This is a genomic window from Pararhodobacter sp. CCB-MM2 (genome assembly GCF_001691415.1).
Classification (GTDB): domain Bacteria; phylum Pseudomonadota; class Alphaproteobacteria; order Rhodobacterales; family Rhodobacteraceae; genus Pararhodobacter.
Window position 1 is genome coordinate 341,512 of the sequence record NZ_LRRR01000002.1, and the last position, 21,579, is coordinate 363,090.

Here is a 21,579-nt window from a genome sequence, read left to right on the forward strand (position 1 = left end):
GTCGGGGCGGCGGCCGGACTGCCGCCCCGATGATACTTTCACCGAACCAAGGCACATCATGATACAGGCGACCGAACGCGCGCTCCGGCGGCTGAGCGAGGGCATGGCCATCGCCAGCGGGCTGGCTTTCCTGCTGCTGGCCATCTTCACCACGATCGACGTCACCAACCGCAAGCTGGGCGGGCCGTTCAGCGGTATGACCGATACAATCGCCGCCTTCGTCATGGCCTTCGGCGCGACCTGGAGCCTGGCGCAGGCGCTGGCTGCCGGGGCGCATGTGCGCATCGATGTGCTGCATAACCTCTACGGCCGGGGCATGACACGGCTGTCCGCGTTCCTCGCACTGCTGACCACTACCGGCTTCTCGGCCGTGCTGTGCTGGCGCGCCTGGCTGGTCACGCTCGAGAGCTGGTCGATCGGCGCCTATGTGCCGCAATCGCTGATCACCCTGCGCCTTGCCTGGCCGCAGGGGATCACGGCCATCGGCTACACCGCCCTCGTCCTCTACGGCCTAGCCGCGCTGGTTCTGGCGCTGGTCGCCCCAAAATCGGAGGAGCCGGCATGATCGGTCCCGTTCTGCTGATCCTGCTGCTTCTGGCCATCGGCTTTGCCGCGAGCCTGCATGTCGGCACCACCCTCGGCCTGACGGCGCTGATCGCCGGCCTGATCTACATCGGCCCGGTCTGGGACTTCTTCGGCCAGATCCCCTGGACCACCAATTCCAGCGTCACTATGACCGTCGTGCCGCTGTTCGTGCTGATGGGCGAGCTGCTTCTGCGCAGCGGGCTGACCGATGACCTCTATGCCGCGCTGTCACGGCTGGTCGGCCGCCTGCCCGGAGGCCTTCTGCACAGCAACATCCTCGCCAGCGGGGTCTTCGCCGCGGTCTCGGGCTCGTCGCTGGCCACCGCCACCACCATCGGCGCTGTCGCCTTGCCGACGATGAAGCAGCATGGCTACAACGAGCGGATCACGCTGGGGTCCATCGCCGCCGGCGGCACGCTGGGCATCCTGATCCCGCCGTCGCTGATCATGATCGTCTACGGGCTGGTGGCGCAGGTCTCGATCGGCGACCTCTATGTCGCGGGCATCGTGCCGGGCCTTCTGATGATGGTCGGCTTCATCGGCGCGATCCTCGTGCTGTCGCTGTTCGGCGAGAAGGGCGAGCGGACCATCACCCGCTATTCCCTGCGCGAGAAGCTGGCGGGCCTCGTGAACATCATCCCCATCGCGCTGCTGATCGGGCTGGTGATCGGCACGATCTACCTCGGCGTCGCCACCGCCACCGAGGCCGCCGCCTATGGCGCGACCGGCGCGCTGGTGATCGCGATCGTCAAACGCCGGCTGAACTGGCCGATGCTGAAAGAGGCGCTGATCTCGACGGCGATGACCACCGGCATGATCCTGTTCGTCGTCAACGCCGCCTTTCTTCTGCAGTTCGTGCTGTCCTTCATCGGCGTGCCGCGCGCGCTGTCGCACTCGATCCTGTCGCTGGGCCTCAGCAGCATGGAGCTGATCCTCGTGATCTGCGTGATCTTCATCCTTCTGGGCATGGTCATGGACGGCTTGCCGATCGTCGTCGCCGTGGTGCCGATCTTCCTGCCGCTGCTGCAGGCGCAGGGCATCGACCTCGTGTGGTTCGGCATTCTGGTGGTGATCCTGATCGAGCTGGGCCTGATCACGCCGCCCGTAGGCATGAACCTCTTCGTGTTGCAGGGTGTCCGACACCGGCTGTACGGCGACGCGGCCGGCAAGATGACCGACATCGTCATCGGCGTCCTGCCCTTCATCATCGCCATGCTCGTGGTGCTGGGGCTGGTGATCGCCTTCCCGCAGATCGCCATGGGTCTGGTCGGAGCGATGCGATGAGCCTGCCCGACGGCGCGACCCACGTGCATTTCCTGATGGGCCATCCCACCACGCAGGCGAAATCTCCCAGCGCCATGACCGCGCTGTTCGCCAAGCTCGGGCTCGGCGACATGGTCCTGCCGCTCTCGGTCCCGCCCGGCGATTTCGGGCGGCTGGCTAAGGCGCTCTGGCCGGTCGAGAATCTCGGCGGGCTGATCGTCACCGTGCCGCACAAGATCGAGGCGCAGGACATCGCGCAGGAGATGAGCGAGGCCGCCCGCCGCTGCGGCGCCGTCAATGTGCTGCGCCGGCTGCCCGGTGGCGGCTGGTACGGCGACAATTTCGACGGCGAGGCGATGGTGCTGGCCCTGCGCGGCGCGGGCTTCGATCCCGCCGGCGCGCGGGTGCTGCTGATCGGCGCGGGCGGCGTGGGCAAGCCCATCGCCCTGTCACTGGCCGAAGCCGGGATTGCCGCGCTGACGATCCGCGACATCCATCCCGGCCGGGCCGAGGCGTTGCGGCAGGGGATCGCCACCCATCACCCGTCCCTGCCCGAGGCCGAAGGGTTCGATCTGGTGCTGAACGCGACGCCGATGGGCCTTGATCCCGCCGATCCGCTGCCGGCGCCCGAGGCCGAGTTCCTCGCCGCCGCCTGCGTCGCCGATGTGACGACGCCGAAGGGCGAGAGCCCGATGATCGCGCGCGCCCGCCGGGCCGGGCTCGTCTGCGTCGACGGCCATGCGATGTATCAGGCGCAGCTGCGGCGGATCCTCGACTTCGTGCGCGACGCGCCGGGGCCGGCCGGCCGATGACCTCAGCCTGCCGGGACCTGCGCGACGCCGTGCACCAGAAGCTCGGTGATCTGGTGCAGCCGTTCGGACAGCGCAGCCTCGCTGCCCATGTCCACATCGAAGACCGAGGCGAAGGTGTATTGGTTCGACACCTGATAGAAGCTCAGCGCACCGACCGTCATGAAGAAATGCGTGGGATCGATGCCCGCCCGCAGCGTGCCATCAGCGACGCCCCTTGCGAAGATCGACTTCACCTTCTCCATGGCGAAAGCGTTGAGGTTGCGCAGTTTCTCGGATTTGCGGATGTGCTCGCCGAAGGCGAGGTTCTCGTTCACCACCAGCCGGACGTATTCCGGGTTCTTCTGGTGACGCTCGAAGGTGAAGCGGATGAAGCTGCGCAAGGCCTCGAGCGGGGGCAGGCTGTCGATATCGAGATCCCGCTCGGCCTCGCGGATCTGAATATAGCTCTGCTCGAGCGCGGCGATATACAGCCCCTCCTTGTTGTCGAAATAATAGTACAGCATCATCTTGCTGGCCCGGCTGTTGGCCGCGATGCGATCCACCCGCGCGCCGGCCAGACCGTGCTCGGCAAATTCGCGGATCGCCACCTGCAACAGGTCCTGCCGCACCGCCTCGGGGTCGTTCTTGCGCTTGGCGCGCGCGGCTTTCTTCGGGGTCGCGGCGGCTTCCGACATCACACATTCCATCCTGGCTGGCCCGTCGCGGCGCCGTGCAAAATATACGAACCAGTATATTCTGCCATCGCCGCCTGAGCAATCCGAACATTCCACATCGTTGAAATCGGGGCAATTCCGTTGAAACTCGGCATCGATTCCTATTCCTTCCACCGCCAGTTCGGCGAAGCCTATCCCGGGCTGGAGACCCTGCCCGCCCAACGCTGGAGCGTGTGGGATTTCCTCGACACTGCCGACCGGCTGGGCGCCGAGGCGGTGTCGCTCGAGAGCTGCTTCATGCCCGTCGGCGACCGCGACCTGACCCGCGCGCTGGCCGCGCGTCTCGATGCCGGCGGGACCGAGAGGGTCTGGGCCTGGGGTCACCCGCGCGGGCTGGAATCCGGTCAAGCGCCCGACCAGTTGCAGGCCGGCATCGCCAGCCTGAGCGACGCGGCTGCCGTCGGCGCAAAGGTGATGCGGATCTGCGCCGGCGGGCGCGGCACGCGGGTCGGCACCTGGGCCCAGCAGCGCGAGGCGCTTCTACCGCTGCTCGCGCGGTTCACCCAGGCAGCGAAGGCGCTCGGCATCACGCTGGCGCTGGAGAACCACATCGACCTCTATGCCGACGAGGTGCTGGACCTGATCGAGAGCCTCGGCTCCGAGCATTTCGGCCTGTGCTTCGACACCGCGAACAATCTGCGGCTCTATGAGGACCCGCACGAGGTCGCGCGCCGGCTGGCGCCCCACGCCCGCGCCACGCATATCAAGGACATCCGGCCGCTGGGCGGTGATCCCGAGACGATTGCCTTCTGGCCCTCGGTCCCGGTGGGCGACGGCCTGCTGAAAATGCCAGAGATCCTGCAGGCCCTGCACGATGCCCGCTATCAAGGGGTGCTGGCGGTCGAGATCGATTACCTCGCGCCCGGCCATGGAACCGAGGAGCAGGCGGTGGCCAAATCCCTCGCCTATCTCGACGCGCTTCTGTCAGACTTTCGGTGACGGGCAGCCGGCCCTCGGATCGGCGTCGGTAACCACCTTGGGCAGCGCGCGGACGAGGCCGAAATGCAGTTCGGTGACCGAGAGGCCAAGGTCATCGGCCAGATCCGCCATTGTCAGGCTCTGGCCCTCATCCGTGCCGACCAACGTCACGGGATCGCCATCCTCGGCGTCGGGATGCGCGCTGAGATCCACCATCGACGCTAACAGGGTTCGGGCCAGCACATTGGCCGGCCGCCCGCGGATCAGCACCTTGCCAAAGGGTGGCCGGGCGGGCAGCCCGTCGAAATGACCCAGCGGGATCGTGCCCACGCGCTTCGGTCCATTGTCCGTCTCGGCGCCGTAGCCCAAGGGCGACGACCCATCAACCGTCCGGCTGTCCAACAGCACCGAGCGGAGCGCCTTCACCACCGGTCGCAGCCTCGTTCCGGACGGCGGCTGCATCATGCCATAGAGCGCACGCCCGGGGTCGACCAGTTCGTAGGGCAGATCGGGCCGCGCCAACAACAGCGGGCTGGCCGCGACCATCGCCGGCAGGGCGCGGCCGCAGGCCTTGCGCAGACGTGCCAGATGTTGGTCGAAAACGGCCAGCGCGGCGTCGGAGTGCCCGGGATCGGCGGATTGGCTGAAATGGGTATACACCCCCTCAAGCCCGGGCAAATGCCCCTGCTCCAGCGCCGAGACGACCCTCCCCAGCCAGGAATTGTCGAACCCGTAGCGATGAAGACCGCAATCGAGTTTCAGCCAGAACCGCGCGTGCGGGACGGCGTTGAGGACAGTGTGAAGGCTGGCGAGGTTATGCACGGATAACAGGATACCGGCCTGCGCCAGCGCCGGAAGATCGGCGGGCAGCGCCGAGGGGAACAGCAGGATCTGCGCCTCGGGCAAAGCCGCGCGCAGGGGCAGGGCCTCGTCCGGTGTGCCGGCACAGAAGCGGGTCAGCCCGCAGGCCGCCCCCATCTGCGCCGCCCGAACCACCCCCAACCCGTAGCCATCCCCTTTGCAAACCTGCCAGATCTCCCGGCCCGCGGGCAGCAATCCGCGCAAGACCCGAAGGTTGTGCGAAATGGCGCCGGGATCGACCTCGACGTGATTGGGCCGGGTGATCATGCCGGGTCGCCCCACAGGCTGGCGGCCCCGTTGGTGGCGAGGAAATGCGCTCGCTGCCGGGTGGCCAGCGCGTCGGGTCCAAGCTGGGCCAAGGCCCGACGCAGGGCCTCGGTCGGGGGCAGGTCAGGCGTGCCATCCGCGGCCAGCACCACACCATAGACCGTGCGCGCATGATCGGCATCGAGCAACCCGTCGCGGCAATCCTCGGCTACGGCCTCGGGCGGGCGGGTCAGCGGGTCTCCGTAGCCCGCGCCTCCGGCCGCGATATGCACCACGCGGTCGCCGCGTTGCAGATGGCGCGGGCCCATGTTCATCGTCGGCAACAGGGTCCGGCGGCCATCGGCATGCTCCAGCGTCGTCAGCGAAGGCGATCCGGGCAGCCCGCCGGCCACGGGCAGAGGCAGGTTCCGCCGCCGGTCCGAGCGCAGGGTCATCGACGCGCTCTCGGCTTCGATCACATAGGTGCGCTGCATCGCCAATCCGCCACGCCGATGGCCGGCACCGCCAGAATTCGGGGCATAGGCATAGCTCTCCACCCGCAGGGGCAGCCGGGCTTCCATCAATTCGATGGGCTGATTGGACAGGTTGGCACCGGGGCTGGAGATGCCCTCGACCCCGTCATGGTCGCGTCGCCCGCCCCAACTGCCGAGGATGCCGTCGGTGACCAGCCATTGCGCCTGCTGCGGCCCCTGACGCCCCGAGAAGGTGATGGCGGTCGGCCCGCCCTCGCCCCCTGCCGGCACAAGGCCGGGCATCAGCGATCCGAAGGCGGCAAAGCAGGCATCAAGCATCCGGTAGGCGATCACGCCGCGCGCGGCACAGGCCGCCCCGTCCCGCGGATTGACAATCGAGCCTTCCGGCGCGCGCAGATGGATCGGGCGCATGTAGCCCTCGCAGTTCGGAATGCCCGGCCCCAGCGCATTGCGCAGCGCGGCATAGGCCAGCGACCAGGTGGTGGTGATCGGGCAGTTGATCGCGCCGGCCACCTGATCCGAGGTGCCCTCCCAGTCGAAGGTGATCTCGCTGCCCTTGACGGTGATGGCGACGTGGAAGTCGATCCGCGCCCCAGCCTCGCCCAGCCCGTCGATGTAATCGACCGCGCGCATCACCCCGTCCGGGATCTCGGCGATGCGCTGGCGGACCAGACGCTCGGCGTAATCGTGCAGCTCGTCGATCAGGCCCGGGAAGGCCGCGCCATGCTTCGCAGCCAGCGCCGCGAACGACCGCGCGACGGTGTCGCAGGCCGAGATCTGCGCGCGCAGATCGCCCATCACCTCGCCCGGCATCCGTGAATTGGCGCGCAGCATGTCGAACACCGCGGCATTGGCGCGCCCGCCCTCAAACAGCCGCACGAGGGGGATGCGCAGGCCCTCCTGAAAGATTTCCTCGGCGTTCAACGCCATCGAGCCGGGGGCGAGACCGCCGATATCGGTGTGATGCACCAGCGAGGCGGTGAAGCCAACGCGCCGCCCGGCCTGAAACACCGGCCGGATGAAGAAGATGTCGGGCAGGTGCATGCCCCCCGCGCCATAGGGGTCGTTGACAAGGAAGCCGTCGCCCTCGGCAATTGTCTCGCCGAAGGTTTCCAGCAGCCGCGTCATCACCCGCGGGAAAGATCCGAGGTGGATCGGGTTCGTCAGCCCCTGCGCCACCAACCGGCCCTCGGCATCGAAGATCGCGGTCGAGTAATCCATCGAATCCCGCACGATCGGGCTGTAGGCCGAGCGCAGGATGATCAGCGCCATCTCGTCGGCCAGCGATTCCAGCGCGTTCTTGAGGATTTCCAGCGTCACCGGGTCGGTGCGCGTGGCGGTAATCTCAGGTCGGGGAGCGAGCGACATCTCAGGCCTCCTTGGTCAAAACGATATTGGTGAAGGCATCGAGTTCAGCCCCCCAGCCGGGCGGCACGACGGTGGTGCTGTCGTATTCCTCGACGATCAGCGGCCCGAGGCGACGCCCTCCGGCCAGATCAGCGCGGGTCAGGATCGGCGTGGCGACCCGCGCCCCGAGTGCCTCGAAATGGACGTTGCGATGATGGGTGCCACGCGCGGGCGTGCCGAGCGGCGGGGCGCGGAAGGTCCGGTCACCGCTGTCGGCGCGCAGTCCGATGAGGCGCAAGTTCACCAGCTCGACCGGATCATCGTCCGAGGCATGACCATAGGTGCGGGCGTGCTCGGCATGGAAGGCGGTGCCGAGGCTCTGCAGGATCGCCTCGGGCGCCTCGGCGCTGACGGGCACGGTCAGTTCATAGGCCTGACCGACATAGCGCAGGTCGGCCTCGATCTGGAACCGCATGGCCTCGGGCGGGCAACCCTCATCGGTCAGCGCCTGCGAGACCGACACCTGCAAGGCATCGAGTCCCTGATGCAGCGCCTCGGGCGTCAAGGCGGCCAGCGGGCGATAGACAGTGCGCGTCAGCTCGCGCCGCGTTTGCGAATGCAGCAGCCCCATGGCCGAGAACACACCCGGGCTGGGCGGCACCACGACGCGCCCCATGTCCAGCATCGCCGCCACCTGCACGGCCACCAGCGGCCCGTTGCCCCCGAAGGCGAACAGCGTGAAGTCGCGCGGATCGCGCCCCCGGTAGGTCGAGACCGCCTTGACCGCCCGCATCATCGTCGCCGCGGCAATCGCATAGACCCCGCTGGCCGCCTGATCGAGCGTCAGTCCGGCGGGCGTGGCCACCCGCGTCTGCAGAGCCTCCTGCGCCTTCGCCGCTTTGAGCGCGACCGCGCCGCCGGCCAGATGCGCGGGGTTCAGGTAACCCAGCACCACGGCGGCATCGGTGAAGGTCGGATCCTCGCCCCCGGTGTCATAGCAGGCCGGCCCCGGCGAGGATCCGGCACTGTCCGGCCCGACCCTGAGCGCGCCGCCGGCATCGAGCCGCACGATCGAGCCGCCGCCCGCGCCGATCTCGGACACGTCGATGAAGGGCATCTTCACTGAATGCCCGCCGCCCTTGACCAGCTTCGAGCTGAGGTTGATCCCCGCCCCCACCTCGTATTCGGTGGTGCGCGTCGGCTCGCCTCCCTCGATCATCGCCGCCTTGGCCGTGGTGCCGCCCATGTCGAAGGTGATGATCTCGCCATAACCCGCCGCCCGGCCGAGGTTCGCCGCCGCGATCACCCCCGCCGCCGGCCCGCTCTCGATGATCGCTGCCGGGGTTTCGGCCGCCGCGCGCGCTCTCATCGCCCCGCCCGAGGATTGCACGATCGACAGGGGCGCGCCCAACCCGGCCCCGGCAAGGCGCCGCTCCAGGGACAGCAGGTACCGCTTCACCACCGGGCCGAGATAGGCGTTCACCACCACGGTGCTGGTCCGCTCGTATTCGCGGATCTCGGGCAGGACCTCGGTCGAGCGCGTGAGGTAGATCTCGGGCCCCAGCGCGTCGGCGAGAAGCGCGAAGGCGCGGGCTTCGTGGTCGGGATTGGCGTAGGAATGCAGGAAGCTGATCGCCACCGCCTCGATCCCGGCGGCGAGGATCTCGGCGGCGATGCCCGCCAGTTCCGCCTCGGCCAGCGGCACCAGCACCGAGCCATCGGCCAGCATCCGCTCGCTGACCTCATAGCGGTGGCGGCGGCGCGCCAACGGCACCGGCTTCACATAATTCAGGTCATAGAGCTGCGGCACCCGCAACCGGCCGATCTCGACCACGTCCCGAAACCCGCGCGTCGTCACCAGCGCGGTTTTCGCGCCCTTGCCTTCCAGCACGGTGTTGGTGGCGACGGTCGTGGCATGGATAATCTCGGACACCTGCGCCGGGTCGGCCCCGACGCGGGCCAGCAGTTCCTGCGCGCCGTTCAGGATCCCCAGTGAGTAATCCGCCGGCGTGGACGAGACCTTGCACTGATGAATCGTTTCATCATCACCGCGCAAGACAACATCAGTGAAGGTGCCGCCGATGTCGGCACCCAATCGGTAGGTGGTGGTCACGTCTCTCTCCTGTGGTTCAGGCGGGGCTTGCGAAGCGCGCTCGGCCGGCCAGCCCCTTGGGCAGCGACTCCAGCAAGGCGCGGGTGTAATCGGTGGCGGGATGGGTCAGGACCTGACGTGCCTCGCCGGTCTCGACGATGGCACCGGCGCGCATCACGAGGACGCGGTCGCAGATCGTGCCGATCAGCCCGAGGTCATGGCTGATGACGATCATCGTCATCCCAAGGTCGCGTTGCAGGGATTGCAGCAACTCGATGATTTCCTTCTGCACCGAGACATCCAGCGCCGACGTCGGCTCGTCGGCGATCAGGATCTCGGGGCTGGTCGCCAGCGCGCGCGCAATGCCGACACGCTGGCGCTGCCCGCCGGACAGCTGGTGCGGATAGCGGTCGAGCAAACCGGGATCGAGCCGCACGAGTGCCATCAACGCCTCGGGGCTGCGGCGCTCAGGCCGGGGCAGCGCCTGCATCGCCTCGGAGAGCGCGCGGCGGATCGTCTTGCGCGGGTTGAGCGAGGCCTGACTGCCCTGAAACACCAGCTGGATACGGCGCGACAGCGCGCGACGCTCGGTGCGGTTGCGGGGCTTCAGGGATGCGCCCTGCAACAGCACGTTGCCGCCGGTCGGCTGGTCCAGCCCGATCAGCAGCCGCGCCAGCGTCGACTTGCCCGAGCCGCTCTCGCCGACGATGCCCAGCACCTGTCCGGCATGGACCTGCAGATCCGACGGACGAAGCGCCTGCACCTGCCGCCGGTCCCACAGCCGCGCCACGGCCGAGCGCGCGCGCGGATAGGCGCGGCTGACGGCACGGGTTTCCAAGACGACCGGCGTGTCGGGCAGACGGCCCTCGCCCGGCAGGCCGATGCGCGGGATCGCCGCCAGCAGCCGGCGCGTGTACTCGGCCTGCGGCGCGCCCATCACCTGCGCGGCCTCGCCGATCTCAACGATCCTTCCCTCGTGCATCACGGCGATACGGTCGGCGAATTCGCCCACCAGATCGAGGTTGTGCGAGATGAACAAAAGCCCGATCCCGCGCGCCCGGCACAGATCGACCAGAAGCCGCGTGATCTGCTCTTGCACCGTCACGTCCAGCGCCGTCGTCGGCTCGTCCGCGATCAGCAGCGCCGGGTCGCAGGCGATGGCCAGCGCGATCATCACCCGCTGCCGCATCCCCCCGGACAGCTCATGCGGATGGAGGGTGAGGCACCTCTCGGCCTCGCGAATGCCGACCTGCCTCAGCAGCTCCACGGCCCGGGCGCGTCGCGCGGCGCGGGGTAGGTCGGTATGCGCGGCCAGCACATCACCGATCTGCCGCCCCACCGGAAACACGGGATTGAGCGAGGTCATCGGGTCCTGAAACACCATCGCCACCTGCCGCCCGCGCAGCCGCCGCAGCGCCGGGGCCGGCAGGTCCAACACCTCGGCACCCTGCAGCGCGATCCGCCCCGAGGTCCGCGCGGCACCGTCCAGCAGCCGCATCACCGACAGGGCCGTCACGCTCTTGCCAGAGCCGCTTTCGCCAATGATCGCCAGTTTCTCGCCCCGCGCGAGGGTGAGCGAGACGCCGCGCACCGCGTGGAACGTGCCGAAACGGACCTCCAGATCCTCGATCTGCAACAGCGGATCCATCACGCGGCCCCTTTCGGCAGACGGGTGCGGCGGCGCGGATCGAACAGGTCACGCAGGCCGTCGCCCAGAAGGTTGAAGCCGATCACCGACAGGAAGATCGCCAGCCCCGGGAACAGCGACAGCCAGTATTCGCCGCTGAACACGGTCTGCTTGCTGTCCGCCAACATCGAACCCCAACTGGGCATCGGCGGCTGCACACCGAGTCCAACGAAGGACAGCGAGGCCTCGATGATGATGCCGATGCCGACCAGCACGCTGGCCTGCACCAGCAGGGGCGAAAGGATGTTGGGCAAAACGTCCCCGAACAGGATCGCCGCGCTGCCGGTGCCCTGCAGGCGGCGTGCGTCGACATATTCCTGCGTCAGCTCTGCCAGCGCGAGGCCGTAGGTGATGCGCGCGATGCCGGGGAAGAACAGGATACCGACCAGAAGCACCAGCTTCGCCTCGTTCGACAGGCTGACGGGGCCGATCTGCGTGGCCCCCGTGCCGACGATGCCGACCACGGCGATGGCCCAGATCAGCACCGGGATCGCGGCGAAGATGTCGACGAGGCGCATCGCCAGTTCCTCGAACAGGGTGCCGGCAGCCTCGGCGGCGGCGAGGCCCAGCGAGACGCCCAGCACCATGCCGATCACCACGATCCCGAGGCCGATCGCCAGCGACGACCGCGCGCCCCAAAGCGTGCGGGACAGCACGTCCCGCCCCAGCGCATCGGTGCCGAACCAATGCTCGGCCGAGGGGGGAAGATAGCTGTCGAGGATGCTGGTCGCGCTCGGGGATGGCAACGGAAGCACCGGGGCCAGCACGGCGATCACGCCGATGGCGGCGATCAAGGCCAGGCCCAGAAGGGCGACGGGGGAGCGGGCGAGCATGGTCTCTCCTCAGGCCGCGAGGCGCGGGTTGAGTGCGCGTTGGATCAGGTCGGCGGCGGTCGAGGCCAGTACGAAGACCAGCGTGATCAGCAGGACGATGGCCTGGATCATCGGATAGTCGCGCTGGAAGATTGCCGTCAGCAAGGCATTCGCCACGCCGGGCAGGTTGAACACCATCTCGACGATCACCGCCCAGCCGAACATGTAGCCGTAAGACATCGCGGCCATCGACACGAAGGGCGGCAGGGCATTGCGCAGGGTATAGGCATAGCGGGTCCGCGCCGGCAGCCCCAGTGCCACGCCGGTGCGGGTGTAATCCTGGCCCAGCACATCGATCAGGCTGGCCCGCATCAAGCGCGACATCGCGCCGATGTAATAGATCGCGATGGCCAGCGCCGGCAGCAGCAGCGACGACACATGTGGCCAGATCCCGCGCTCCCACCCGATCACGCCGACGGGCGGCAGCCAGGCGAGTTGCACCCCGACCCAGCGCATCAACAGAAGGCCCAGCCAGAATCCCGGCACCGACAGCGCGGCCATGGCAAGGACGCGCACGGTATGGTCCGGCCAGCGGTTCTCCCAATAGGCCGAGGCCGATCCCAGCGCGATGGACCCGATCACCGCCAGAACGAAGGCCAGCGTCACCAGCTCCAGCGTCAGGGGCAGGGTCTCGGCCAGCCGTTGGTTCACCGATTGCCCGGTGACATAGGAGCGCGCGAAGCCTTCGGACGGCAGGGCGCGCAGCCAGCTCAGGTATTGCACGACGATAGGCCGGTCGAGCCCGTGCTCGGCCTCGAAGGTGGCGAGGCTCTCGGCCGGGGCATCGGCCCCCAGCACCAGCCGCGCGGGCGAGACCCCGCCCAGCCGGGTCAGCGCGAAGATCATCGCGCTGACCACAAGGAGCACCATCAGGGCGCTGGCGAGGCGGGTCAGAACCGGCATCTCAGGCCGCGAGCTTCACGTCGCGCAGGCGCAGGGTGATGCCCGTATTCACCGGCATCTCGGTCACATCCGGGCCCCAGAGGTTGAAGGCCTTGGGCGTGCCGATAAAGGCTGCCGGGGCCTCGTCGGCAAGGATCTCCTGCGCGCGGGCGAGGATCGGGGCCAGCGCGTCGTCCGACGCGCCGAAGCTTTCCTCGATCGCCGCTGTCAGGGCCTCGGAGCTGAAACCAGTCCCGACATTCAGCGACTGGCCCGGCACGAACAGCGCGTTCATGATGAAGGTCGGATCCGTGGTGCCGACTACTGCCCAAAGCACGGTCTGGTGGTTGCCACCAAATATGTCCCCGAACATCTGCCCCGTTTCCAGGGGCTTGAGCGTGACAGTGATCCCGACCTCGGCCATCGCGGCCTGAATGTAGAGGGCCGTGTCGCGCACATCGAGCAGATAGGCGTCGGTTGGATAGGTCAGTTCGAAGGCCGGGGCATCGGCATAGGCGCTTGCGGCCAGCGCGGCGCGGGCGGCATCCAGATCCATCGACAGCCGGGCCGCGGCCTCGGGGGCATGCAGGGGCGAGGCGGTGGGGACCAGCACCGACGTCTCCTCCAGAAGCCCGCCATAGATCCGCTCGGCAATCGCCGCACGGTCGAAGGCGCGGGCCACGGCGAGGCGGAAGTTGCGGTCGTCGAAGGGGGCCTTGGCGCAATTGTGCATCAGCATCATCGCCGCCCCCAGCGCCGGTTTCGACGCGCCGGCATAGCCGCCGCCCTCGGCCGTCAGGCGCAGGAAATCGCGCGCGGCCGGTCCGCCAACGACATCCGCCGTGCCGCTCATCAGCGCTGCCAGCCGGGCATTCGCCTCGCCGGCGATTTCGAAGCGGACGACGTCCCAATCGGGCGCCTCGCCCCAATAGTCGGGGTTGCGCACCAATTCGACATAGGCGCCGGTCTGCGCCTCGGAGAAGATCGCAGGCCCGGTGCCCAGCCCGACCGGCGCGGTCTGAAACGCCTCGGCCGCCCCCTCGCGTGAGCCCTGCGGGAAGATCCCCATGTATTTCGTCATCGACGACAGTAGCGGACGATAGGGGCGCGACAGGTGGAAGCGGACTTCGTAGTCCGAGACGATCTCGACGCTGTCGATCGCCGTCCAATACGAGCGGCGCAGCGCCTCGTTGGCCGGATCGAGCATGTAATCATAGGAGTATTTCACGTCCGCCGCGGTGAAGGGCGCGCCGTTGTGGAAGCGCACGCCCTCACGCAGGCGGAAGGTATAGGTCAGCCGGTCCTCCGAAATCTCGGGCAGCGCCACAGCCAGTTGCGGCACCAGATTGCCGTCCACATCGACCTCGAGCAGGTTCTGGTAGATCAGCTGGCTCACTGCCATCGCGTCATGGTTGCTCTGGTTCAGGGGGTCCAGCGTCGAGGGGCTGGACGGGATCGTCGCCACCAGCACTTTGCGCCCCTGCGCGTCGACGCGGGTCGCGAACCCCCCGGCTAGGCTGGCGGTCAGACTGGCAGCGGTGGCGAGGAAATGACGGCGGGAGAGCATGGCGATGTCCTTTCGGGAAACGGGGTCAGAGCAGGGCAAGCAGGCTGTCGGTGTCGGTGATCTCGGCGCGCGTAGCGAAGGGCACGCGCAGCAGCGCCTCGTGGGCGGGGGCGTCGGGCTCGAAGCAGCCGTCGGCGATCAGCAGGATGCGGTAGTCTAGGTCGCTGGCCTCGGCGAGGGTCGAGAACACGACGCCCGTGGTGGTAATCCCGGCCATCATCAGCGTGTCGACACCCCGCGCCCGCAGCGAGAGATCCAGATCGGTGCCCTTGAAGGCGCTGACGCGATGGGCGGTGATTTCGGTATCGCCGGGGCCGCGCAGGGCGTCGGGGATCGTGTCGCCGGTGAACAGGCCGAAGCTGCGGACCATCTGGCCGTTCTGGTTGTTCGGGCTGATCTCGCGGTAGTCGGGGCTGAAACCGATCCGCACCAGATAGACCGGCACCCCGGCCGCCCGCGCGGCCTCGGCCAGACGCGCCATGCGCTGGACATAGGCGTCGATCCCGGCGTCAGCGAAAATCGCGAGGATGTCGGTCTGGTAATGCAGGAGGACAAGCGCACTGCGGCTGGGATCAATCGACATGGGCATCTCCGCTGGGGTCTGGCTGACGGCGATCTGCGGCAGCTGAGACACAAGCCCCGCCAGCAACGCCGAGCCGATCATCGCACGCCGCGTCGGACCCGTCGCCTGCCGTGTTCCTTCGTCTTGATCACGCATGCCTGAACCGCCTGATGAATCGTTTCATCAACACTAATGAAACGATTCATCATCCGTCCAGTGTTTTCTTACACAGAGTTGCGATTTGCAAAGCCCGGCATCAGCGGGCGGTCCGAGGCCGCAGCAAATCGCGCTTTGGGATCAAGGCGTTGCAGCAGCATCCCGGCTGCCTCGGTGGCCACCTGCCGACTGGGCAGAACCACCGCAGACACCGGTGGATGGCAGATCGCGAGGAAGGGATCGTCCCCGATCGAGATCACCGACAGGTCACGCGGGCACGCAAGACCGGCCTCGGCCACCGCGCCCAGCACGGCGGGGATGTCATGGACATTGGCCACCACGGCATCGACGGGGTGGCTGTCACGCAATGCGGCCTGCAAGGCGCCCGCATCGAAGCGCCCGGTATGCACCACGTCCAGCGCGATCCCCTCGCCCAAACCCTCCTGTATCCCGGCCACTTGCTCGCGTCCGGTCCACGTCTGTTCGTGTCCCGCCACAAGCAGCACCTGCCGGCGCCCTCGCTGGCGCAAGGCCTCGCCCGCCATCCGCGCGCCCGCTCGATGATCGGTGCGGACCGAGGGGAAGCGCCCGGCCGTGTCCCGCTCCCACAGCACGACGGGGATCCCCATCCCCTCGAGCCTGTCGAGCAGCGTCTTGTCCTCGTCCGAACTGATCGTCAGCACGAGGCCGTCGACGCTGCGCTCGGCCATGAAGCGCAAGAGCCGGTCCTCGGCCTCGGCGTCGTTCTGGAAATCCCCGACGATCGGCGCAAAGCCGTGCCGCCGCGCGATCTCGGAGGCTTGCGCGACCAGAACCGCAGCCACCGGCTGGCGCAGATCGGTGACAATGATGCCGATCGCATGGGTGCGCCGCGTCCGCATCGTCCGGGCGGAGACATTGGGGCGATAGCCCAGCTCGCGGATCACGGCCTCGACATGCTGGCGCAGCTCCGGCGCGACGGTGTCATTGCCGTTGACGATGCGCGAGACGGTCCCCAGCGAGACATTCGCCCGCTGCGCCACGTCCTTCATCGTCGGGATATGATCGGCCCGTGTCTTGGTCATGCGCCAGCCCCCGTCTCACCCTTGGCGGGCGCAGGATCATCGGCGCGGCAGGGACAAAGTTGTCGCGGGAAGGTCGTGTCTGTAGCGTCCATGATCCACCGTAACCCGTTGGTTGCCCAAGCGCTACGGCGGCCTGTGGGTCAGGGCAAGACCAAGGCGCGCCCCGGCAGCGATCAGCGCCGCCGGAGCGTCATCGCGGTGTCAGTGCGGCACGGTCTGCGCCATCGGCACGGTCTGCGAGAAGGCCGCCCACCATTGCGCCAATTTCGGCGCATTGCTGCGCCAGTCGTGGTCAGGGAAGCGGAAATCGAGATACCCCAGCGCACAGCCCGCGGTGATCGAGCCGATATCCTCACGCCCTTCCAATTGATGCACCGAAGCCTCCAGCGCAGCGACGGCGGCGTCGATCTTGCCCATCTGGCCGGTCAGCCAATCGCTCCAGCGCAGCTCTTCCGGGCGCATCGCCACCTCGTAGCGGGCCAGCAGCGCGGCATCCAGCAGACCATCGGCGATGGCATGCAGGCGCAGGGCCTCCCAACGGGCAGCGCCAGCGGGGAACAGGTCCTTTTGCGGCGCCTGCTCGTGCAGGTATTCGCAGATCGTGCGGCTGTCGATCAGCGCGGTGCCATCGTCCAGAAACGCCGTCGGCACCTTGCCCAGCGGATTGGTGGGCGCGATGGTCATGTCGCGGGCAACCGGGCTGGCGGCCGAGGGCAGCAGCTCGACGGTATCGGCCAGACCCAGCAGATGGGCCGAGGCCAGCACCTTGCGGACATAGGGCGAGGCGGGCGAGAAATAGAGTTTCATGGGGTTTCCGTGTCCATGGACTGCAGGGTGACCGGCGCCTGCCGGTCGGTGATCTTGGGCGCGACATGTTCGACCAGCACGTCGCCGGCATAGGTGACATGTTCCCACATCAGCGCCTCGGCCCGCATGGCATCGCCGGTTCGCAACGCCCTCAGGATGCGGTGATGGTCGTTATGCGAGCGGAAGATGATCGCGTGGTCTTCCCAGTGGAACACCCGGTCCGACGCCAGCGGCACGTTATGCGTCCGGTTGACGAAATCCGAGATCCAGGGATTGGCGCTGGCTTCGATGATGGTCTCGTGGAATTCGACGTTCAGCCGACGGTAGGGCGCCAGGTCTTCTGGATCCAATATGCCTTTCGACAGGATCGCGTCCCCTTCGCTCACGCAGCGCTGCAAACGGTCGAGCTGGGCCTCGGTGATTCTGGGCGCGGCCAGCCGACAGGCCAGCCCTTCAAGGTTCGCCCGGACCTCGAAGGCCGCACGGATATCGTCGACGTTAAAGCCGCGGACAGTGTAGCCCCGGTTCGCCTCGTAGGTGACAAGGCCGTCGCGGGCCAATTCCGCAAGAGCCGTGCGCAGCGGCGTGCGGGACACGCCAAGCCCTTGGGCCAGCGCGTCTTGTCGCAGGATCGTGCCCGGCGGGAAGGCCCCTTCAAGGATCTTCTCGCGCAGGATTTCGGCTGTGCTCTGCGTCGATGTGGTGGCCACGCGCCGCCTCCGCTTTGGATACAATCTTGTTCTAATCGTCAAAACATGAGTTGACAACACCCCTTTCTTTGCCTGAATTGGATGCAAATCGGGAGGGGAGTTCCCATGACTACGACGAATCAAACGTCGCCGCATTCGCTTGCGGCGGTGGTGACAGGCGCATGCGGCGGCATCGGTCGCGGGGTGGCCGAGAGGCTGGCGCAGGACGGATGGCGGCTGATCGTCACCGATCTGGACGAGGCCAAGGCACAGGCGCTGGCGGCAGACCTGCCGGGCGAGGGGCATCGCGGGCTGGCCTGCGATGTGGCCTCCGAGGCCTCCGTCACGCAGCTTTTCGATATGATTTCAGAAGACTACGGGCGTGTTGACGGATTGGTCACCGCCGCCGGTATCCTGCGGCTCGGCGAAGGCGGGGCGCGGACCCCTCTGGCACAAATGGCGGTCGAGGATTTCGACGACCATCTGGCGGTCAATGCGCGCGGCACATTCCTGTGCATCCGCGCTTATCTGCAGCAGTGGCAGGGCGAGGCTCGACCCAGCCGCGGGCGCATCGTGACCTTCGGATCGGTGGCCGCGCAGCTGGGGGGCTATCGTTCCTCGGCCAGCTATATTGCATCCAAAGGCGCCGTCATGGCCCTGACCAAGGCCGCCGCGCGCGAGGCCGCCCCGCTGGGTGTCACCGTCAATGGCGTGGCCCCGGGTCTGATCGACGCGCCGATGCTGCGCCTGTCGCTGGCCCCGGGTCAGGAGAAGGCCGCAGCCGAGGCGATCCCGCTGGGCCGGATCGGCACCCCCGAGGATGTGGCGGCGGCGATCTCGTATCTGATGAGCGAGGGCGGCGGCTACATGACCGGCGGGATGCTGGACATCAACGGCGGCTACCGGATGCAATGAGGAGGGCGTGATGGGACGGACCCCGATCACCTGGCTGGCGAACCGGCTGCTCGACATCTCGGCCATCCTTCTGTTGGTCATGATGCTGCATGTCTGCGCCGACGTCGGCATGAAATACCTGTTCAACCGACCGATCCAGGGCACCCTGGAAGTGGTGTCGTATTATTACATGGTCTGGGCGGTGTTCCTGCCCCTCGCGCTGGTCGAGATGACCCGCTCGGCGGTGTCGGTGGAGCTGTTCTTCAACATGTTCCCCCATCCGGTGAAGGTGCTCTGCATCGCGCTGGTGCTGCTGCTGTGCGTCGCCGCCTATGCCGGCCTTGCGCGGATCACCTGGCTCGACGCGCTGCGCTCGTTCAGCCGCAGCGAGGTGGTGATGGGACCGGTAACCGTCGTGGTTTGGCCCAGCCGCTTCATCCTGCCGATCAGCTTCGCCTTGGCCGGCCTCGTCTGCCTGTGGCACCTCGCCCGGCTGGCCGTCAGCGCCGAGGCTCGGGCCGAGTTGATCGCGCCCCCCAACCCTGACGAAGGAACGGTCTGATGGATCGCCTCGAAATCGGATTCACCGGACTTGCCGCCGTTCTCGCACTGATCGCGCTGCGGGTGCCGATCGGCCTCGTCTTGGTGATCGTCTCGTTCTGCGGCATCTGGGCCGCGACCAATCTCAACGCCGCCTGGGGCCTCGTGCGGGCCGTGCCGTTCCAGTTCATCGCCAACTGGTCGTTCTCGGCCGTGCCGATGTTCCTGCTGATGGGCTTCGTGGCCTCGAACGCGGGGCTGACCAACGGGCTTTTCAAGGCCATGCGCATCCTGTTGCGCAAGCTGCCGGGGGGGCTGGCCTGTTCGACCGTGGGCGCCTCGGCGCTGTTCGCGGCGGCCTCGGGCTCGTCGGTGGCGACGGCCGCAGCCATGTCCCGCATCGCGGTGCCCGAGATGATCAAGGCGGGCTATGACAAGGCGCTGGCCACGGGCTCGGTCGCGGCGTCAGGCACCTTGGGCTCGCTGATCCCGCCGTCGATCCTGATGATCCTGTTCGGCATCTTCACCCAGACCTCGATCGGCGCGCTGTTCATGGCGGGCTTCATCCCCGGCGTGATCTCAGCCGTGATCTATATGGCGATGATCGTCATCCGCTCGAAGCTGAACCCCAGCCTCGCGCCGCCGATGACCGAGACCCCGGCCCCGGGCGAGCTGTCCGCCGCCCTGCGCGAGGTCTGGCCGCTGCCGCTGCTCATCCTCGGCGTCTTGGGCGGGATCATGACCGGCGTCATGACCCCCACCGAAGCCGGTGCCGTCGGCGCAGGTCTGGCGGTCGTCATCGCCGTCGCCCGCGGCAGCCTGACCGTCGCCATCATGCGCACCGCCCTACGTGAGGCGGCCAGCGGCACCAGCGTGGTCTTCGTCATCGCCATGGGCGCCAGTATGTTCACCAGCTTCATGGGCCTCACCGGCCTGCCGCGGGTGATCGCCGACACGATGCTCAGCGTCAGTACCAATCCGCTGATCCTGATCCTGATGATCGCCATCGTCTACATCCTGATGGGCATGTTCATCGACTCGATCGGGCTGATGCTGCTGACGCTGCCGGTGCTGATCCCGCTGCTGGGCGGGGCCGATGTGAACATGATCTGGTTCGGCATCATCATCATCAAACTGCTGGAGATCGGCCTGATCACGCCGCCCGTCGGGCTCAATGTCTACGTCATCAACTCGGCGCTCAGAGGGGCTGTCCCGCTGACCACCGTTTTCCGGGGCGCCATGTGGTTCCTCGCGATGGACGTGGTCACGCTGGTTCTGCTGGTCGCCTTCCCGTCGCTGGTCCTGTGGCTGCCCAGCCTGATGGCGAACTGATTTCACCCACTCACCTTGCAACTCATCGTCCAGGGAGGAAACGGACATGAAAGCACTCTTCACCATGGCCCTTGCGGGCACGACCGCGCTGACCATCGGCACCGCTGCCGAAGCGCAATACCTGTTCTCGTCGTGGCTTGAGCCCAACCACGTCATCACCCGCGAAGCCCATGTCCAATGGGCCGAGGATCTGGCCGAGGCCACCAATGGCGATGTCAGCTTTGAGGTCATCGTCGGCGGCGCGCTGATCCCGGCGCAATCGACGATGCAGGGCGTGGCCGATGGTCTGGCGCAGGCGGGCTTCCACACCGCAACCTACACGCCCTCGGACCTGCCGGTGTCGAACGCGGTGGCCGACATGGGCTTCATCACGCCCGATCCCTTCGTCATGGCCTTCGCCTGGAGCGATTTCATGATGAACGAGCCGGTGGGCTTCAACGACTGGCGCGACAACGGCGTGCTATTCGGTGGCGGCTATGCCGTGCCGGAATACAACTTCATCTGCCGCGAGCCCCTGAGCACGCTGGCCGATTTCGAAGGCAAGCGCGTCCGCATGCCGGGCGGCGGCTGGGCCCGCTTCGGTCAGGCGATCGGCGTCGTCGGCGTCAACGTGCCCTCGAACGAGATCTACACCGCCTTCGAGCGCGGCTCGGTCGATTGCACGGCGTCGGACACCTCGCATCTGACCGGCGGCGCGACGCTGATGGAAGTGGCGGGCGGCGTGACCACGCTGGCGATGAGCCCGTTCTACGCCGGCGTCACCTGGGCCTATAACCCGGACTTCTGGGCCGGCCTGACCCCGGAACAGCGCCGCACCGTGTTCGACGTCTCGGCGGAATCGCTGGCCCGTCTGCAGGTGGCCTATGCCCGCGAAGCCTCCGAGGCCCGCGAAATGGCGGCCGAGCGCGGCATCCCGATCGTCGAGCCCGATGCCTCGCTGCAGGAAGCCTATGACACCTGGGTCGCCGAGGGTGTCGGCGACAGCGCCGGCATCGCGGCCTCGGCCCATGGCATCGAGGACCCGGAAGCGCTGTTCGCCAACTTCCAGGGCTATGTCGACAAATGGGTCGGCCTGCTGGAAGGGCTGGAGCAGCCCTACACCGTCGAGGCCCTGACCGCGCTGCTGCAGGAAAACCTCTACGGCCCGATCGACGTGAACACCTGGGGCCTTCAGTAACCCCAACCTCGGGGGCGGG

At 67.6% G+C, this 21,579-nt stretch carries 20 protein-coding genes; 8 read left to right on the top strand and 12 right to left on the bottom strand.

All coding sequences use genetic code 11. From position 1 onward, the window contains the following. Positions 1 to 58: 58 nt before the first annotated feature. Genes BCY78_RS04435 through BCY78_RS04445 form a run of 3 tightly spaced genes read left to right on the top strand, consistent with a single transcriptional unit; the run spans position 59 to position 2,660 of the window. Positions 59 to 565, top strand: coding sequence for a TRAP transporter small permease subunit (locus tag BCY78_RS04435; protein ID WP_068298400.1), 507 nt, complete (start codon positions 59 to 61; stop codon positions 563 to 565). Then, positions 562 to 1,869, top strand: coding sequence for a TRAP transporter large permease (locus tag BCY78_RS04440; RefSeq protein ID WP_068298403.1), 1,308 nt, complete (start codon positions 562 to 564; stop codon positions 1,867 to 1,869). Before BCY78_RS04435 ends, BCY78_RS04440 begins: the two co-directional genes overlap by 4 nt. Next, complete coding sequence (locus tag BCY78_RS04445; protein WP_068298406.1) at positions 1,866 to 2,660, top strand: shikimate dehydrogenase; 795 nt, start codon at positions 1,866 to 1,868, stop codon at positions 2,658 to 2,660. Before BCY78_RS04440 ends, BCY78_RS04445 begins: the two co-directional genes overlap by 4 nt. A gap of 2 nt (positions 2,661 to 2,662) precedes the next feature. Here BCY78_RS04445 and BCY78_RS04450 read toward each other — a convergent pair whose 3' ends face one another. Further along, a complete protein-coding gene (locus BCY78_RS04450; protein ID WP_158515898.1) occupies positions 2,663 to 3,334 on the bottom strand; it encodes a TetR/AcrR family transcriptional regulator in 672 nt (223 codons plus the stop codon). A 120-nt stretch (positions 3,335 to 3,454) separates the two neighbouring features. On the opposite strand from BCY78_RS04450, the gene BCY78_RS04455 reads away from it, so the two are divergent. Next, the gene (locus tag BCY78_RS04455; protein ID WP_068298412.1) at positions 3,455 to 4,312 is read left to right on the top strand and encodes a sugar phosphate isomerase/epimerase; all 858 of its coding nucleotides are present in this window, start codon (positions 3,455 to 3,457) and stop codon (positions 4,310 to 4,312) included. Here BCY78_RS04455 and BCY78_RS04460 read toward each other — a convergent pair. The 11 genes from BCY78_RS04460 to BCY78_RS04510 form a co-directional block, all read right to left on the bottom strand. Then, the gene (locus BCY78_RS04460) at positions 4,298 to 5,419 is read right to left on the bottom strand and encodes an alanine racemase (protein WP_068298415.1); all 1,122 of its coding nucleotides are present in this window, start codon (positions 5,417 to 5,419) and stop codon (positions 4,298 to 4,300) included. The two genes, BCY78_RS04455 and BCY78_RS04460, sit on opposite strands and share 15 nt — an antisense overlap. After that, the gene (locus BCY78_RS04465; RefSeq protein WP_068298419.1) at positions 5,416 to 7,260 is read right to left on the bottom strand and encodes a hydantoinase B/oxoprolinase family protein; all 1,845 of its coding nucleotides are present in this window, start codon (positions 7,258 to 7,260) and stop codon (positions 5,416 to 5,418) included. The genes BCY78_RS04460 and BCY78_RS04465 overlap by 4 nt, the downstream gene beginning before the upstream one ends. A 1-nt stretch (position 7,261) precedes the next feature. After that, complete coding sequence (locus tag BCY78_RS04470; RefSeq protein WP_068298422.1) at positions 7,262 to 9,352, bottom strand: hydantoinase/oxoprolinase family protein; 2,091 nt, start codon at positions 9,350 to 9,352, stop codon at positions 7,262 to 7,264. A gap of 16 nt (positions 9,353 to 9,368) precedes the next feature. Next, positions 9,369 to 10,979, bottom strand: a complete 1,611-nt coding sequence (locus tag BCY78_RS04475; RefSeq protein ID WP_068298427.1) for an ABC transporter ATP-binding protein — start codon at positions 10,977 to 10,979, stop codon at positions 9,369 to 9,371. Further along, positions 10,979 to 11,851, bottom strand: coding sequence for an ABC transporter permease (locus BCY78_RS04480; RefSeq protein WP_083194815.1), 873 nt, complete (start codon positions 11,849 to 11,851; stop codon positions 10,979 to 10,981). Before BCY78_RS04480 ends, BCY78_RS04475 begins: the two co-directional genes overlap by 1 nt. Positions 11,852 to 11,860: 9 nt before the next feature. Continuing rightward, positions 11,861 to 12,793: an ABC transporter permease gene (locus tag BCY78_RS04485; RefSeq protein WP_068298430.1), complete on the bottom strand. Its 933-nt coding sequence runs from the start codon at positions 12,791 to 12,793 to the stop codon at positions 11,861 to 11,863. 1 nt (position 12,794) lies between these two features. Beyond that, positions 12,795 to 14,339, bottom strand: coding sequence for an ABC transporter substrate-binding protein (locus BCY78_RS04490; protein ID WP_068298433.1), 1,545 nt, complete (start codon positions 14,337 to 14,339; stop codon positions 12,795 to 12,797). Positions 14,340 to 14,364: 25 nt separating this feature from the next. Then, positions 14,365 to 15,057: an isochorismatase family cysteine hydrolase gene (locus BCY78_RS04495; protein ID WP_139103080.1), complete on the bottom strand. Its 693-nt coding sequence runs from the start codon at positions 15,055 to 15,057 to the stop codon at positions 14,365 to 14,367. A 68-nt stretch (positions 15,058 to 15,125) separates the two neighbouring features. After that, positions 15,126 to 16,121: a LacI family DNA-binding transcriptional regulator gene (locus tag BCY78_RS04500; RefSeq protein ID WP_068298435.1), complete on the bottom strand. Its 996-nt coding sequence runs from the start codon at positions 16,119 to 16,121 to the stop codon at positions 15,126 to 15,128. Positions 16,122 to 16,322: 201 nt separating this feature from the next. Further along, positions 16,323 to 16,928, bottom strand: coding sequence for a glutathione S-transferase (locus BCY78_RS04505; RefSeq protein ID WP_068298437.1), 606 nt, complete (start codon positions 16,926 to 16,928; stop codon positions 16,323 to 16,325). Then, positions 16,925 to 17,638, bottom strand: coding sequence for a GntR family transcriptional regulator (locus BCY78_RS04510; RefSeq protein ID WP_068298439.1), 714 nt, complete (start codon positions 17,636 to 17,638; stop codon positions 16,925 to 16,927). Before BCY78_RS04510 ends, BCY78_RS04505 begins: the two co-directional genes overlap by 4 nt. 105 nt (positions 17,639 to 17,743) lie before the next feature. Between BCY78_RS04510 and BCY78_RS04515 the strand changes: the two genes are divergently transcribed. Genes BCY78_RS04515 through BCY78_RS04530 form a run of 4 tightly spaced genes read left to right on the top strand, consistent with a single transcriptional unit; the run spans position 17,744 to position 21,560 of the window. Continuing rightward, positions 17,744 to 18,532: an SDR family NAD(P)-dependent oxidoreductase gene (locus tag BCY78_RS04515; RefSeq protein ID WP_068298440.1), complete on the top strand. Its 789-nt coding sequence runs from the start codon at positions 17,744 to 17,746 to the stop codon at positions 18,530 to 18,532. 10 nt (positions 18,533 to 18,542) lie between these two features. Beyond that, on the top strand, positions 18,543 to 19,073 hold the full coding sequence (locus BCY78_RS04520; RefSeq protein WP_068298442.1) for a TRAP transporter small permease: 531 nt from the start codon (positions 18,543 to 18,545) through the stop codon (positions 19,071 to 19,073). Then, positions 19,073 to 20,383, top strand: a complete 1,311-nt coding sequence (locus BCY78_RS04525) for a TRAP transporter large permease (protein WP_068298443.1) — start codon at positions 19,073 to 19,075, stop codon at positions 20,381 to 20,383. The genes BCY78_RS04520 and BCY78_RS04525 overlap by 1 nt, the downstream gene beginning before the upstream one ends. A 46-nt stretch (positions 20,384 to 20,429) precedes the next feature. Then, on the top strand, positions 20,430 to 21,560 hold the full coding sequence (locus BCY78_RS04530) for a C4-dicarboxylate TRAP transporter substrate-binding protein (protein WP_068298446.1): 1,131 nt from the start codon (positions 20,430 to 20,432) through the stop codon (positions 21,558 to 21,560). The last annotated feature ends 19 nt before the right edge of the window (positions 21,561 to 21,579 follow it).

What these genes read in the sequence shown, in the direction of transcription:
- BCY78_RS04480 (WP_083194815.1), bottom strand. Translation starts at nt 11,851, where the DNA reads ATGCTCGCCCGCTCCCCCGTCGCCCTTCTGGGCCTGGCCTTGATCGCC.
- BCY78_RS04495 (WP_139103080.1), bottom strand. Translation starts at nt 15,057, where the DNA reads ATGCGTGATCAAGACGAAGGAACACGGCAGGCGACGGGTCCGACGCGG.
- BCY78_RS04520 (WP_068298442.1), top strand. Translation starts at nt 18,543, where the DNA reads ATGGGACGGACCCCGATCACCTGGCTGGCGAACCGGCTGCTCGACATC.
- BCY78_RS04525 (WP_068298443.1), top strand. Translation starts at nt 19,073, where the DNA reads ATGGATCGCCTCGAAATCGGATTCACCGGACTTGCCGCCGTTCTCGCA.
- BCY78_RS04445 (WP_068298406.1), top strand. Translation starts at nt 1,866, where the DNA reads ATGAGCCTGCCCGACGGCGCGACCCACGTGCATTTCCTGATGGGCCAT.
- BCY78_RS04490 (WP_068298433.1), bottom strand. Translation starts at nt 14,339, where the DNA reads ATGCTCTCCCGCCGTCATTTCCTCGCCACCGCTGCCAGTCTGACCGCC.
- BCY78_RS04500 (WP_068298435.1), bottom strand. Translation starts at nt 16,121, where the DNA reads ATGACCAAGACACGGGCCGATCATATCCCGACGATGAAGGACGTGGCG.
- BCY78_RS04440 (WP_068298403.1), top strand. Translation starts at nt 562, where the DNA reads ATGATCGGTCCCGTTCTGCTGATCCTGCTGCTTCTGGCCATCGGCTTT.
- BCY78_RS04435 (WP_068298400.1), top strand. Translation starts at nt 59, where the DNA reads ATGATACAGGCGACCGAACGCGCGCTCCGGCGGCTGAGCGAGGGCATG.
- BCY78_RS04460 (WP_068298415.1), bottom strand. Translation starts at nt 5,419, where the DNA reads ATGATCACCCGGCCCAATCACGTCGAGGTCGATCCCGGCGCCATTTCG.
- BCY78_RS04450 (WP_158515898.1), bottom strand. Translation starts at nt 3,334, where the DNA reads ATGTCGGAAGCCGCCGCGACCCCGAAGAAAGCCGCGCGCGCCAAGCGC.
- BCY78_RS04485 (WP_068298430.1), bottom strand. Translation starts at nt 12,793, where the DNA reads ATGCCGGTTCTGACCCGCCTCGCCAGCGCCCTGATGGTGCTCCTTGTG.
- BCY78_RS04505 (WP_068298437.1), bottom strand. Translation starts at nt 16,928, where the DNA reads ATGAAACTCTATTTCTCGCCCGCCTCGCCCTATGTCCGCAAGGTGCTG.
- BCY78_RS04530 (WP_068298446.1), top strand. Translation starts at nt 20,430, where the DNA reads ATGAAAGCACTCTTCACCATGGCCCTTGCGGGCACGACCGCGCTGACC.
- BCY78_RS04465 (WP_068298419.1), bottom strand. Translation starts at nt 7,260, where the DNA reads ATGTCGCTCGCTCCCCGACCTGAGATTACCGCCACGCGCACCGACCCG.
- BCY78_RS04515 (WP_068298440.1), top strand. Translation starts at nt 17,744, where the DNA reads ATGACTACGACGAATCAAACGTCGCCGCATTCGCTTGCGGCGGTGGTG.
- BCY78_RS04475 (WP_068298427.1), bottom strand. Translation starts at nt 10,979, where the DNA reads ATGGATCCGCTGTTGCAGATCGAGGATCTGGAGGTCCGTTTCGGCACG.